The organism is Paenibacillus sp. Y930, from assembly GCF_056786375.1.
Genome location: NZ_JBXCIX010000004.1, coordinates 65,367 through 79,378 on the forward strand (window position 1 = coordinate 65,367; position 14,012 = coordinate 79,378).

Annotated in this window: 11 protein-coding genes; 10 read left to right on the forward strand and 1 reads right to left on the reverse strand. The window is 38.4% G+C overall.

Annotation, left to right across the window (positions count from 1 at the left end):
- Positions 1-192 precede the first annotated feature (192 nt).
- The 3 genes from pnpS to AC1TO5_RS12595 all read left to right on the forward strand — a co-directional run bounded on the left by pnpS (position 193) and on the right by AC1TO5_RS12595 (position 3,721).
- Entirely contained in the window at positions 193-1,971 is a 1,779-nt protein-coding gene (gene pnpS / locus AC1TO5_RS12585) for a two-component system histidine kinase PnpS (RefSeq protein WP_482063171.1), read from the forward strand.
- A 353-nt stretch (positions 1,972-2,324) separates the two neighbouring features.
- Positions 2,325-3,047 (forward strand): response regulator transcription factor, encoded by a 723-nt coding sequence (locus tag AC1TO5_RS12590; RefSeq protein WP_482063172.1) that lies wholly within the window; start codon positions 2,325-2,327, stop codon positions 3,045-3,047.
- A 170-nt stretch (positions 3,048-3,217) separates the two neighbouring features.
- Entirely contained in the window at positions 3,218-3,721 is a 504-nt protein-coding gene (locus AC1TO5_RS12595; protein WP_482063173.1) for a hypothetical protein, read from the forward strand.
- 86 nt (positions 3,722-3,807) lie between these two features.
- Here AC1TO5_RS12595 and AC1TO5_RS12600 read toward each other — a convergent pair whose 3' ends face one another.
- Positions 3,808-4,686 carry a helix-turn-helix domain-containing protein gene (locus AC1TO5_RS12600; protein WP_482063174.1) on the reverse strand — a complete coding sequence of 293 codons (879 nt, stop codon included), beginning with the start codon at positions 4,684-4,686 and terminating at the stop codon, positions 3,808-3,810.
- Between the two features lie 307 nt (positions 4,687-4,993).
- Between AC1TO5_RS12600 and AC1TO5_RS12605 the strand changes: the two genes are divergently transcribed.
- The 7 genes from AC1TO5_RS12605 (at position 4,994) to polA (ending at position 13,763) form a co-directional block, all read left to right on the forward strand.
- Positions 4,994-6,127, forward strand: coding sequence for a methyl-accepting chemotaxis protein (locus AC1TO5_RS12605; RefSeq protein ID WP_482063175.1), 1,134 nt, complete (start codon positions 4,994-4,996; stop codon positions 6,125-6,127).
- A 150-nt stretch (positions 6,128-6,277) separates the two neighbouring features.
- Entirely contained in the window at positions 6,278-7,303 is a 1,026-nt protein-coding gene (locus AC1TO5_RS12610) for a PstS family phosphate ABC transporter substrate-binding protein (RefSeq protein ID WP_482063176.1), read from the forward strand.
- 212 nt (positions 7,304-7,515) lie between these two features.
- On the forward strand, positions 7,516-8,379 hold the full coding sequence (pstC, locus tag AC1TO5_RS12615) for a phosphate ABC transporter permease subunit PstC (protein ID WP_482063640.1): 864 nt from the start codon (positions 7,516-7,518) through the stop codon (positions 8,377-8,379).
- A 1-nt stretch (position 8,380) separates the two neighbouring features.
- Complete coding sequence (pstA, locus tag AC1TO5_RS12620; protein WP_482063177.1) at positions 8,381-9,256, forward strand: phosphate ABC transporter permease PstA; 876 nt, start codon at positions 8,381-8,383, stop codon at positions 9,254-9,256.
- A 30-nt stretch (positions 9,257-9,286) separates the two neighbouring features.
- Positions 9,287-10,042 carry a phosphate ABC transporter ATP-binding protein PstB gene (gene pstB / locus AC1TO5_RS12625; RefSeq protein WP_482063178.1) on the forward strand — a complete coding sequence of 252 codons (756 nt, stop codon included), beginning with the start codon at positions 9,287-9,289 and terminating at the stop codon, positions 10,040-10,042.
- Between the two features lie 266 nt (positions 10,043-10,308).
- A complete protein-coding gene (gene phoU, locus AC1TO5_RS12630) occupies positions 10,309-10,968 on the forward strand; it encodes a phosphate signaling complex protein PhoU (protein ID WP_482063179.1) in 660 nt (219 codons plus the stop codon).
- Positions 10,969-11,084: 116 nt separating this feature from the next.
- Positions 11,085-13,763: a DNA polymerase I gene (gene polA / locus AC1TO5_RS12635; RefSeq protein WP_482063180.1), complete on the forward strand. Its 2,679-nt coding sequence runs from the start codon at positions 11,085-11,087 to the stop codon at positions 13,761-13,763.
- The last annotated feature ends 249 nt before the right edge of the window (positions 13,764-14,012 follow it).

A 14,012-nucleotide genomic window follows, 5' to 3' on the forward strand; every position in this document is an offset into this window, starting at 1 on the left:
CAGCTTGACTATCGAAAGCTTGCTTTTTGAACTTGCATTGTATGTTATTATAACCTTTATTACCAGAAACAACTACATATTGGAAAACAAGTAACCACAAATACGTTTACAAAAAATTAATAATTGTATATATAGCCAAAGTAACTAGACAAAGGTACGATGGTAGTACTATTTACTCAAGGAGAGGGAACTATGTTAAGTTTTCGCGCAAGACTAACTATTATTATCATTTCAATGGTCGCACTATCCGTAGTTGCTTCTGGATTATTAATGTTGAAAACATTTAAAGAAAATCATATTCAAGTATTAGAAGAAACATTAGAACGAGAGATGCGACTTATTGCAGCACAGATGGATTGGGTAGCGGGTAATGATGACGACGTAATAGACTATTACACCGATCAAGCTGTGATGCTTCAAGAACTTATGGATTCACGCGTTACATTTATTACAGCAGAAGGTACAGTACTAGGAGATTCAAGTTTTCGCGCGTCTGAAATGGACAATCATCGAAATCGCGAAGAAATTATCGGGGCATTGGAAACGGGCATAGGCAAAAGTATACGTCCAAGTGAAACCCTTAACAAAAACATGCTTTATGTAGCGATCCCGGTAACAAGTAACACGAATGATAATAAGTATGTTATTCGACTTGCGATGAGTCTTGATGAAGTTGAGCAGTCGATTAGTAGCTTAACGATGGTCCTTATCGTTGGTCTAATAATTTTATTCGTTATTGCGGCGTTAACAAGTTATCGAATAGCGCTTAGCTTAACAAAGCCATTAGAGAAAATTACACAAGTTGCGAAGCGTATTAAAAATATGGATTACCGTGCACGTGTGGAAGGAATTAAGCAGGATGAAATCGGAGAACTAGGTAATGCGATTAATGCTATGGCGGATAGTCTGCAAATTCAGATGGCTAGAATTCGTCAAAATGAGAATCATCTTCAAAGTGTCCTCTCTAATATGATCAATGGTGTAGTTATGATGGATGCCAATGGTTCCATTCTAATTATGAATGAACGAGCTGAAAATATTCTCGGTGTCTCTGCTCGTAAATTAATCGGAAAACCGTATAGTGACATTAAGCAGCAATATGAGCTTTCACAATTAATTGTGGAAGGTTTTGATACGAAGGGATTTATTCATGAAGAAATTACGTTCTACTATCCAGAGGAACGATTATTAGAGCTTAATCTTGTACCGATCTATCAAGGAAATAGTTCGGATTTCGGTGGTATATTACTCGTCCTGCAGGATGTATCGGCGATAAGACGTCTTGAACGTATGCGTAGCGAATTTGTTGCTAATGTATCGCATGAATTGAAAACACCAATCGCTGCAGTGAAAGGATTTGCTGAAACATTGCTTGGTGGAGTTGTGAAAGATGAAGAAACGACGCGATCTTTCTTACAAATTATTTATGATGAGAGTGAACGATTGAATCGACTAATCGGTGATATTTTAGAATTATCTAAAATTGAGTCTAGACGTGCGCCATTAATGCTAACGCCAGTTGATATTAATGAATTTATGCTAAATACGATTGCTATTCTTGAAGTGAGTGCAATGCGTAAAAACATCCATATTGACATGACTTCACCGGAAGAATTTTATATGGAAGCAGACGAAGATCGCCTTCGCCAGATTTTAGTGAATTTATTAAGCAATGCTATTAATTACTCGCCTGAAGGTGGTACAATTACGATCGATATATCCGAAACGGAAGCAGAAAATATTCTGATATCAATTTCTGATACGGGAATTGGTATTCCTGAGAAAGACCTTCCACGTATTTTCGAACGGTTCTATCGTGTAGATAAAGCTCGCTCACGTATTTCTGGTGGTACAGGTCTTGGATTATCAATCGTGAAGCATCTCGTTGAATTACATAAAGGAACGATATCGGTAAGCAGTACTGTTGGGGTGGGTACCAAATTCACAATTGAACTTCCAAGTATCCAGTAGAGGTAGTTCAAAACATGGACTTTGATAACGATGTGTATGCTAATGTAGCGTATTCGACATCGAATATGAAACGAACTTGGAAAGTACGGTTCGCATGTACCAATAACGTACATTTGCGCTTCCGCCTTTCTCAAGTAGCGTTCCATCTTCTTGGTTCTGAAAGTCCATGTTTTGAACCTTTATTAGAAGAGGTAGTTCAAAACATGGATTTTTTGAACCTTCATTGAATGGGTAGTTCAAAAATTCGACTCTCATTAAATTATATTTACCTAAAATTTAAATTAATGTTACACTAAGAACATATGAAATAATACATGCAACTTATTGCATGTGCAGCTTTTGGAGGTTGGAGTATGTCTAACAAGATATTAGTTATCGAGGATGAACCTACATTATCAAGATTGTTATCTTATAATTTAATACAAGAAGGCTATGATACGACCGTGATTGATCACGGTGGCGATGGTTTGCAAGCGGCTTTACAAGGTAATTTCGATTTGATTATTCTCGATATTATGCTTCCAGGAATGAACGGCTTTGAAATTTTGAATCGACTTCATCAGAATAATGTTCGCACACCAGTTATTATTCTGACAGCTCGTAATGCTGAAGAGGAAGTCGTACAAGGGTTGAAGCATGGGGCAGACGATTATATTACGAAGCCATTTGGCGTTGCGGAACTGCTTGCTCGTGTATCCGCTGTGTTACGGAGAACGCAAAATGAGGACCCGAAACCTCTTCTATCTAACGAAAAAGTGATACAAGCAGGGGAATTGGCCATCTATCCAGAAAAGTATGAGGTCAACGTACAAGGGCAACCTATTTCACTTAGACCGAAAGAATTTGAAGTGTTATTATATCTCGTTCAACGTCCAAGTATGGTAATCAGCCGTGATGATCTTATGAATGTCGTATGGGGGTTTGATTATATCGGCGGACAGCGTACAGTCGATGTTCATGTGAGTTCACTGCGGAAAAAGCTGGAGCTTGAGCAGCAATCAGTAAGAATTGAATCGATTCGGGGTGTAGGTTATAAGCTCGTGATGCCGAAGAAACTTGTGAGTCCTTTGAGATAGGACTCACAAGTTTTTTCTTTTGATCGGTCGTGATCACGATGCATCGCTACGTAGATGATTCGACTTCGAATTTGCCATTCATCGCTTGCTCTAGTGCTAAAGTATTTAAAGACTACTAAGTTAATGGAATAGTTATTGTATTAAGCTCGTCTATTCATTGAGGTGATCTTTTGAAAAAATGGATATTTAGTGTAGTAGTTATCGGGGGAGTTGTTATAATTTCAGCTGTTACTATTTACAATGGGCAGAAAGCACCGACTTATACTCTGGTTGATGTAGTCCAGTCTTATGAAGAAGAGTGGGGTATCCAACTTCCAATACCTAATACTAGAGAACTATTGCATAGTTCAGGGGTAGGCGCATTTGGTGATGGTGAATGGTTCGAAGTATATACATACCTAAACGCTGAAGAACAAATACATGAGAGTGGTTTGGTTGAAGTTATAGAGGTAAATATGGATGTAGCTAATCATAATATAGAGAAATTTATATCAGCAACGATTTCAATAAATCTGGATCGTGATGATGTTAAGGCTGTATTTGAGAATAATCCAGTGAAGGCACAAATAGGTGATTATTTCTATTATAAAGAAAAGAATAATGGCTACGATTATTTTATAGCAGTCTATAAGAATGATGAGCAGAAATTATATACTTTTGAATGGCATCAATAATAACTAGCGGGCTATATTGAGAGTTTTTCGGGAAATGAAAATGAAAAGGGTTGGCTACAATTCGTAGAGCCAACTCTTTTTCGTGTTTATTCATTTTGATGATCGGGTTTCCATTGCAGCATCTTTTTCTGATATTGTTTTGGTGAGCAGTCATTATGTTTCTTGAACATTTTGTAGAAATGAGCCATATTGGGCATCCCTATTTTTTCGCCTACCTCTGTAATGCTTATATCCCTCGTCAGCAACAATCTTTCAGCTCGCTTAATTTTCCTGTAGTTTACATACTCTGTAAATGAAAAACCTATTGATTTTTTGAAGTATTTCACGAAGTAGTAGTAGCTCATATTGGCAATTCTGCACACTTCTTCAACTTGAATACGATCAGTAAGATGTTCCTCGACATAATCGAGCACCGGTTTCAATCTTACTTTATCGAACGAATCTTGCTCGGCAAGTACTTTTTTATGATCATTACGTAATAAGATTAACAAGATTTGCTTAATGAGAATGCTAACTGCTATTTCATATCCTCGTTGGCGTTTAGAAGCTTCGCTAGATATTTGCCTAATGCAGTTTGCTGTATCTTGTTTCACCGCTTCGTTTTCTTGAAAGATATAATTCGCATGACTTAGCGGTACATGTGTTTCTGAGAAATAACGCATATATGAAATTGATCCTTGATCGAAGAAATGTTCAAGATCAAATTGAACGACGATATAATCAAGATCTTCTGAACAGAAATCACGATGTAGTTCAGATGTACCAATAATGCAAACATCTCCTGCTTTTAAGATCATGCTTTCAGATTCCATATACATATCTAATTGACCGTTTAATATTAACAGTAGCTCAAGCTGTTTATGATGATGCCAATCGGTCCGAGTAAGATGCTCACGATGTGACTGAAATACTCTGATGCTTAAAAGAGGGTTATCATATGATACACGCTCATTAATTGCCTCCATTATAACCACTCCTTAAACTTTTCATTATCATCTCGACTATACTTCTTGCAAATGAAAAGTACGTCGAAAGCAAAACTAACTTTTTATTATCATCTCGACTATACTTCTTGCAAATGAAAAGTACGTCGAAAGCAAAACATAACTATCCTCATTATATAACTCATTAACGACATAGCAATACATAAGTAACGGATATAACGGTGAAAGCGATGAAGTTTTAATAATAAGTTTACAAATATTTGCATGTACGCTAACGCTTCCCTTCTATAATTATTTTATATGGATCGGAATAGAAGGAGATGAAGTGGTGCAGGCTATATCTGAAAAAGTAGTAACTAATGTAGTTAGGGAGCAGTCATTGTTTCAGCACGAGGATCAATTATTATTAAGTGTTATATCTAAAACAACTTGTATATCGGCCGATACGAATTGCGAGCAGACGTTAGCGATATTTCGTAATCATCCAGATCACGAATGTGTTGTTATTGTTGATGGATTGAATCGACCGCAGAGCTTAATGATGCGCAATGAATTATTTCGTAGATTAAGTCAACGCTTTAGTGCCGATTTGTTCAGCGATAAGCCAATTGAAAAACTAGCAGATCATGAACCTTTAATAGTAGATAGAAGAAAATCTCCCAGTCACATTATCGAAATGGCATTGAGTCGTAAAGGAGATCGGCTATATGACTGTGTCATTGTAACAGATGGTCAACTCGTTGTTGGGGTACTAACGATGTCAAGCCTACTCCAGTTGTCTAATCATTTACAACAAAAGTTAAAGGAAGAACAACAGTACTTGATCTATTCCTCTCAAGAAAGAATTAAACGGATTGTCAATGAGGTTGTTAATGTAGAGAATACGGCAAAAAGCAGTGGAGAGAAATCTGATGAAATGGTGAACTTCACATTGGAAGGTAAGACAATGCTACAAAAATTAACGAGTACATTAGAAATTATTAGCTCCAACGTTAGGCAACAGCAATTACAAATTGCCGAGTTACAAGGCAGTGTTAATGATATTAAAAAAATTACTTCGATCGTTCATGAGTTGTCAGAGCAAAGTAATTTATTAGCGATTAATGCTACGATCGAAGCTGCTAGAGCAGGTGAGCATGGTAGAGCATTCTCCGTAGTTGCGCAAGAAGTAATGAATTTGGCAGGGCAAACGAAGAAATCTACATCAAGAATATCTCACTCTGTTGAAAAAATTGTTGATGTTGTTAGAACTACGGCGAAGATTACAGAGGAAGGATTACAGATCGGTTTACAAAGTGACAAGCTTATTGCAGATACCGAATCTATTTTCTTATCTTTATTCAAAATGGTAGCTGAGAACAAAAACAATTTGCAGCTTATCGAGGAACAAGCGTTACAAGCTAATGATCAAGCGAATCAAACGGTAAATGAGCTGAAAAAGCTTAACGAGATGAATATGTAAACATTGCTATGATGTTTGTGAAAATATTTTACATAGTGTTTACATTATAAAAATACGAGATTAACAATCTATTAGTAATATTAAACCTGTAAGCAATAATACATGAAGAACTTAAACAAAGAGGGAAACTAAAACTGAGGAGTGGTTATTTTGATCAAGAACAACACAATTAAAGGAATTATTACTTTTACAATGGCAGCAATGCTAGTATTCACTGCAGCATGTGGCAATACAAATGAAGGTACAGCTAATAAAGCACCAAACAATGCTGTAACAAACAATACTCCAGCGGCTACACCAACAACTGAACCTGTTGCTGATTCCGAAGTAAAGCTTAGCGGTGAAATTAAAATTGATGGTTCTTCCACTGTATTCCCAATTACAGAAGCAGTAGCTGAAGAGTTCAATGGTGTTCATGGTGACGTTCGTGTGCCAGTAGGAGTATCAGGTACTGGTGGCGGTATGGAACAATTCATCGCTGGAGAAATTGCGATTGTTAATGCATCTCGTCCGATGAAAGATAAAGAAGCAGAAGCTGCTAAAGCTGCTGGTATCGAACATACACAAGTAACTGTAGCTTACGATGGTCTTTCTGTAGTAATTAGTAAAGATAATGATTTCATTGATCATTTAACAGTTGAAGAGTTGACTAAAATCTTCTCTGTAGAAGGTAATGCTACAAACTGGTCTGACGTTCGTGCTGAATGGCCAGCAAAGCCAATCGTAATCTATAGCCCAGGTGCTGATTCTGGTACTTATGATTACTTCGCTGAAGTTGCTCTTAAAGACGCTACAATGAAAACGGATGGCGTTACTTTCTCAGAAGATGATAACACGCTTGTAACAGGTGTTGCTGGTACGCCTAACGGTATTGGATACTTCGGATTTGCTTATTATGAAGCTAACAAAGATGCATTAAAAGTTGTTCCAATTGATGGTGGTAATGGTCCAATCACTCCATCTTTCGATACGATCAAAGATAGTTCATACTCTCCACTTTCTCGTGAACTTCATATTTATGTGAACAATGCTGAAATGGCTCGTCCTGAAGTTGCTGAGTTCATGAAATTCTATGTACAAAATGCTGGTGAATTATCTGCTGAAGTTGGTTATGTAGGTCTTCCAGATGAAGTGTATACAGAGCAACTTGCAAATGTTGAAGCACTTATCAAGTAAGTCGATACATTGAGAATTGCAAACGAGGTAGTTTGGAACATGTAGTAAAAGAGAAAAATGTGGTGTCTTACGGCATCACTTTTTTTTCAAGCATATGTTAAAGAATTGTAAATAATAAGGGAGGCAAAGTAATGCCGAACAAGTCACAGTCAACATTGAACGCAGCTTCTACTGAGTATAGCAATCCATTTAAAAATAGTCGTGTAAGTATAATGAATAAAGTGATGCCTGTACTACTATTTTTATGTGCGATTGTATCCGTTCTAACGACGATAGGCATTGTGATCACGTTATTATCTGAAACGATCAATTTCTTCAAAGAGGTGCCTATTCAAAGCTTCCTGTTTGGAACAAAGTGGTCAGCTCTCATCGAACCCAAAAGCTTCGGTATTTTACCGTTACTAACTGGTACATTAATGATTACAACTATCGCGATTGTTGTAGCATTACCAATCGGGTTAGCTAGTGCAATTTATTTGTCTGAATACGCTCCAGATAAAGTAAGAAGAATAATAAAACCAATCCTTGAAGTATTAGCAGGTGTTCCGACCATTGTTTATGGTTATTTTGCGATTAGTATCATTACGCCTTTTATACAGTTTATTTTCCCAGGAGCGGGTGTATATAACGCTTTAAGTGCTGGTATTGCTGTAGGGATTATGATTATTCCGATGATTTGCTCATTAAGCGAAGATGCAATGAGTGCAGTGCCACGACCATTACGAGATGGTGCTTACGCACTTGGAGCAACAAGATTTGAAGTTGCATTGAAAATTGTTGTACCTGCAGCCTTTTCTGGAATTGTTTCTTCAGCTGTTCTTGCCTTTTCAAGAGCTTTAGGAGAAACGATGATCGTTTCATTGGCAGCAGGCTCGACGCCGACATTAACATTTAACCCATTGGATAGTATTCAAACAATGACTGCATATATTGTACAAGTAAGCTTAGGTGATGTAGCGCGTGGAAGTGTTGAATATGGCTCAATCTTTGCGGTAGGTATGACATTGTTCATCTTTACTTTCTTATTGAATATTCTTGCACAGTACATTTCAAGACGCTTTAGAGAGGAGTATTAAGATGAATATTTTTCAAGATGCGAACCGCAAACAAATTGCTAATCGTCGCCTTAAAGATCATTTGCTGCATACATTGTTTCTACTTGCCACATCAGTTGGGATTATTGCACTAACTGTATTAATTGTAGATATTATTATTGATGGTTGGGCACATTTATCTCCTGATTTGTTCACCAACTACCCATCTCGAAAAGCAGAAAATGCAGGGATGAAGTCAGGCTTAATGGGATCACTTTACATTTTATTGATATTAATACCACTATCATTCGTAATGGGCGTAGGCGCTGCTATTTATCTTGAGGAGTATGCGGCGAAAAACAAGTTTACACGGTTAGTCCAATTGAATATTAGTACACTAGCTGGTGTTCCATCTATCGTATACGGTATTTTAGGTCTTGCCTTGTTTGTTCGGATGTTAGGACTAGAGAAAAGCTTAATATCTGGTGCGTTAACGATGACATTACTAGTACTTCCTGTTATTATCGTTGCTTCCCAAGAGGCGATTCGTGCAGTACCACGTTCGAGAAGAGATGCTTCCTTTGCTTTAGGAGCTACGAAGTGGCAAACGGTATCACGTTCTGTGTTACCATCATCCATTCCAGGAATATTAACAGGTGTTATTCTAGCAGTTTCTCGTGCAATCGGTGAAACGGCACCACTAATAATTGTTGGAGCGTCAACCTATGTGGCGTTTTTACCACAAAGTCTTACTGATGCATTTACAGCTATGCCAATTCAAATTTACAACTGGATTTCTAGACCACAAGCGGAATTCAAAGATTTGGGAGCAAGCGCAATTATTATTTTACTAGCAATATTGATCTTGTTAAATATATCAGCGGTTATTATTCGTAACAGATATCAGAAGAAATTTTAGTTGATTACGAGCAGAAATGAGGAATGAGTTATGACTACATTAATTGAAGCAAAAAACTTAGATCTATTTTACACAGATTTTCATGCATTGAAGAAGGTCAATTTAACGATTCCTGAAAAAGCAATTACTGCTTTTATTGGTCCATCAGGCTGTGGAAAATCAACATTACTTCGCACACTTAATCGGATGAACGATATGATCATAGGTACTAGAATTGAAGGTCGACTAACCATTAGTGGTACGGATATTTATTCTAATGAGGTTGACGTAGAAACACTTCGCAAAAAAGTAGGTATGGTGTTCCAACAGCCCAATCCATTCCCAAAATCAATTTATGATAATATCGCCTATGGTCCACGTCTGCACGGTACGACCAACAAGAAAGAATTAGATGAAATTGTAGAAACAAGCTTGAAATCAGCTGCGCTTTGGGATGAAGTGAAGGATCACTTGAAACGTTCAGCGCTGTCAATCTCAGGTGGACAACAGCAGCGTTTATGTATTGCCCGCGCATTGGCTGTTAACCCTGACATCTTATTAATGGATGAAGCTACTTCTGCTCTTGATCCCATTTCTACTTTGAAAATTGAAGAGCTTGTGCAAGATCTTCGCGATAAATATACGATCGTAATGGTTACGCATAATATGCATCAAGCAGCTCGTGTATCTAATCAAACGGTGTTTTTCTTAAATGGTGAGGTTGTTGAGTTCGACGAAACGGAAAAGCTGTTTTCTAATCCGGGGGATAAGCGCACCGAGGATTACATCTCAGGCCGCTTCGGCTAGGACCACTTGTGATCACGATGGTTATGCTGACGTAGTGTATTCGACGGCGAATATGCCTCCCCATCGAAAGCCAAGCATAAGCTTTCGATGTATGTTTGTTGCAGAAACATTGTAGGTGCTCACGTACACATAACGTACGCTGTGCTACTCGTTTTCGCTGTGGGTCATCTTCTTGAACCTTCCTCATGGAATGTTCAAAGATTCGCGTTGCTTGTGTTTGTGGATGGTTTTATTATCGATATATATATATTGGGGAGGAATTTACTATGATTATGCGTAAAGAGTTTGATCTTGGGCTTGAGCAATTGGATCAGTGGCTTGTTGAGATGGGTGAGTTTGTTGAAAAGGCGATTGATAAAGCTGTTACGGCGTTGAAGGATAATAATATGGAGCGAGCTAAAGAGGTCGCTGCTGATGATATACTTCTCAATGATATGGAAGAAAACATTATGGAACTGGGGCTGAAGCTTATTGCTACGCAGCAGCCTGTTGCTAAGGACCTCCGGAGAATTATTGCGGCTTTCCGGATTGCTAGTGATTTGGAACGGATGGGCGACCTTGCTAAGGATGTTGCGAAGGCTGTTATTAAGATTGATGGTCGACCGTTAATTAAACCGATTATTGATCTACCGCGTATGGGTGAGATTATTCGCAATATGACTTATGAGGCGATACAAGCGTTCGTTCATGAAAATGTTGATCTTGCTTATAAGATGGCCAAAGATGATGATCAAGTAGACGCTCTTTATAGTCAGATGATGCGTGAATTGCTATTGCTTATGATGGAAAATCCGCGTAATATTGCGCAGGCTCAGTTGTTAAGCTTTGTTGGACGATATATGGAACGGTTTGGAGATCATGCGACAAATATTGGTGAAAGCGTCGTCTATCTTGTAACTGGCAAAAGACCTGATCTAAACGGTTAAAAATATTGCACAAATTAGGACTTTCCTTTAATCGTAATGATTAGGGAAGGTCCTTTTTGTGGTATCATAGTAACAAGTGTACGTAATTGTTAATAGAATGAGGTGCAGCTACAAATATGAGTAAATGGATGTTAATTGATGGAAATAGTATTACATATCGTGCGTTTTTCGCGATGCCACCTCTGACGAATTCTGCGGGCATGCATACTAATGCGATATATGGATTTACAACTATGCTTTTGAAGCTACTTGAAGAGCATAAACCAAGTCATATATTAGTGGCATTTGACGCGGGTAAAGTTAATTTCAGACATGAACAATTTGAGGATTATAAAGGTGGACGCCAAAAAACTCCGCCTGAATTATCGCAACAATTTCCTATATTAAAGCAATTGATTACAGCATTCGGTATTCAGCAATATGAATTGTCGGGTTATGAGGCCGATGATATTATTGGTACGTTAACAAAATTAGCGGATCAGCAAGGTGTAGAGGCTATGGTTGTTTCTGGAGATAAAGACATGCTTCAGCTTGCTTCAGACCATGTTACGATTGCACTTACTCGAAAAGGGGTTAGTGAGATTGAATACTATTCTCCTGAAACCATTTCCGAGAAATATGGACTAGCTCCATTACAAATTATTGATCTTAAAGGTCTAATGGGTGATACTTCGGATAATATTCCAGGTGTACCTGGTGTCGGAGAAAAAACGGCACTTAAACTATTACATCAATACCCTAGCGTAGAAGAAGTATTAGCTAATCTTGATGCACAAAAAGGAAAACTGAAAGAAAATCTAACGAATAATCAAGATGCGGCTATTATGAGTAAGAAGCTGGCGACGATTTACCGCGAGGTTCCACTTGAATACGGCGAAGAACAGATGCAGTTTAACGGCTACGATCATAGTCAACTTGCGGAGCAATTGCAGAAGCTAGAATTCAAATCATTGATTGAGCGATTACAATTATCAGTTGAAAGTGGCTCGTCAGCAGAAGAGGCAAGATCTGCGATTGAAGCGCTACGTATTCATGTTATCGCTGGTGAGCAGGATGCTAATATAGTAACTGATCTTATGCAAGCAATTGCTCAAAACAACGAGCATGGCTTATATGTCGAAGCGATTGGGGATAATCCACATCAGGCTGCATTTGAAGGGATGTCCATTGCCTTCCAGGATGATGTATATGTTATTGCGAAGGATCAATTGACTACTTCGCTACTAGAACCATTCTGCGTGTGGCTAGCCGATGAGGACAAGGCTAAGTACGGCTACGATCTTCATAAATCCGAATTGGTGCTAAGCTGGCTTGGTGTTAAACTGGGTGGTGCGAAATTTGATGTACAGCTGGCAGCTTACTTATTAGATCCTACCGACGGTAATCAACTGCTATTTACGATAGCTGAGCGACACAATGTGTTCGGACTGGCTGCGGATGATGAAGTTTATGGTAAAGGTGCTAAGCTAAAGCTACCCGAAGCTGAGCAGTTGTTCCAGCATCTAGCACTAAAAGCGCGAACGGTCGAAAAGCTAGTTCCATTATTGAATGAAGAATTAGAGCAGACGTCTATGCTTTCACTTTACTACGATCTTGAAGGTCCATTATCGCGAATTCTTGCAAAAATGGAGCTGCAAGGCATTAAAGTAGAAAGTAGTGAACTAGAAAATCAAGGCGTTGAGATTGAGGCTGCCCTTAAATTAATTACTGCGAGCATTTATGAATTGGCGGGTATGGAATTCAAAATTAGTTCTCCGAAACAGCTAGGTGAAGTATTGTTTGAGAAGCTAGGTCTCCCTGCGAAGAAAAAAACGAAAACAGGATATTCCACTGATGCGGAAGTATTAGAAGAACTAGCGCCTTATCATCCGATCATCACTCATATATTGAATTTCAGACAGCTTGCTAAGCTACAATCGACCTATGTTGAAGGGCTATTGAAAGAGGTTAACGTGGCAACTGGGAAGATTCATACGTACTATCGTCAGACGATCGCTGCAACGGGTAGACTGAGCAGTCAATTTCCTAATCTACAAAATATCCCGATTCGACTTGAAGAAGGCAGAAAAATTCGTAAAGCATTTGTCCCTTCGGAAGCGGGTTGGACGATATTAGCAGCCGATTACTCGCAAATTGAGCTACGTGTATTAGCGCATATTTCAGGCGATGAGAATTTGAAAGAAGCGTTTATTAACAATATGGATATTCATACGAAGACGGCGATGGATGTATTCGGCGTTACTGCTGAAGAAGTAGATAGCAATATGCGTCGTTCCGCAAAAGCGGTTAATTTCGGGATTGTATATGGCATTAGTGATTTTGGACTTTCGCAAAACTTAGGAATTACGAGAAAAGAAGCGTCTCAATTTATTGAACAATATTTCAATGTTTTTAGTGGTGTTCGCAAATATATGGACGATATTGTAGCGGAAGCGAAAAGCAATGGTTATATTTTAACATTACTTGATCGTCGACGTTACGTACCTGATATACAATCTTCAAACTTTAATTTGCGTTCGTTTGCTGAGCGAATCGCCATGAACACACCAATACAAGGAACTGCAGCTGACATCATTAAGTTAGCGATGGTACGTATGGAGCAAACATTGAAAGAGCGTCAATTAGAAAGTCGTATGCTACTGCAAGTGCATGATGAACTAGTATTTGAAGTTCCTCCGCATGAGCTTGAGTTAATGAAACAATTAGTACCACAAGTAATGTCTGAAGCTATTCAATTAGATGTGCCACTACGTGCCGACGTGAGCTTCGGCAATAGCTGGTATGAAGCCAAGTAAGTAGATGTAGCTCTAAACGTTCGAATGTGATCACGAAGCCAAGCTATGTAGTATATTCAGCATCGAATATGAAGCGAACTTGGAAAGTATAGCGTAAGCTTCCGATGGATGTTTCTTGCAGAAACATTGTAGGATCGCATGTACCAATAACGTACATTTGCGCTTCCGCCTTTCTCAAGTAACGCTTCATCTTCTCGGTGCTGACAATCAAACGTTTAGAGCTTTCATTGGAAGAGGAAGTTCAAAAAG

Coding starts and splice junctions, on each gene's coding strand:
- pstB (WP_482063178.1), top strand. CDS start 9,287: ATGACTACATTAATTGAAGCAAAAAACTTAGATCTATTTTACACAGAT.
- pstC (WP_482063640.1), top strand. CDS start 7,516: ATGAATAAAGTGATGCCTGTACTACTATTTTTATGTGCGATTGTATCC.
- phoU (WP_482063179.1), top strand. CDS start 10,309: ATGATTATGCGTAAAGAGTTTGATCTTGGGCTTGAGCAATTGGATCAG.
- polA (WP_482063180.1), top strand. CDS start 11,085: ATGAGTAAATGGATGTTAATTGATGGAAATAGTATTACATATCGTGCG.
- AC1TO5_RS12600 (WP_482063174.1), bottom strand. CDS start 4,686: ATGGAGGCAATTAATGAGCGTGTATCATATGATAACCCTCTTTTAAGC.
- pstA (WP_482063177.1), top strand. CDS start 8,381: ATGAATATTTTTCAAGATGCGAACCGCAAACAAATTGCTAATCGTCGC.
- pnpS (WP_482063171.1), top strand. CDS start 193: ATGTTAAGTTTTCGCGCAAGACTAACTATTATTATCATTTCAATGGTC.
- AC1TO5_RS12590 (WP_482063172.1), top strand. CDS start 2,325: ATGTCTAACAAGATATTAGTTATCGAGGATGAACCTACATTATCAAGA.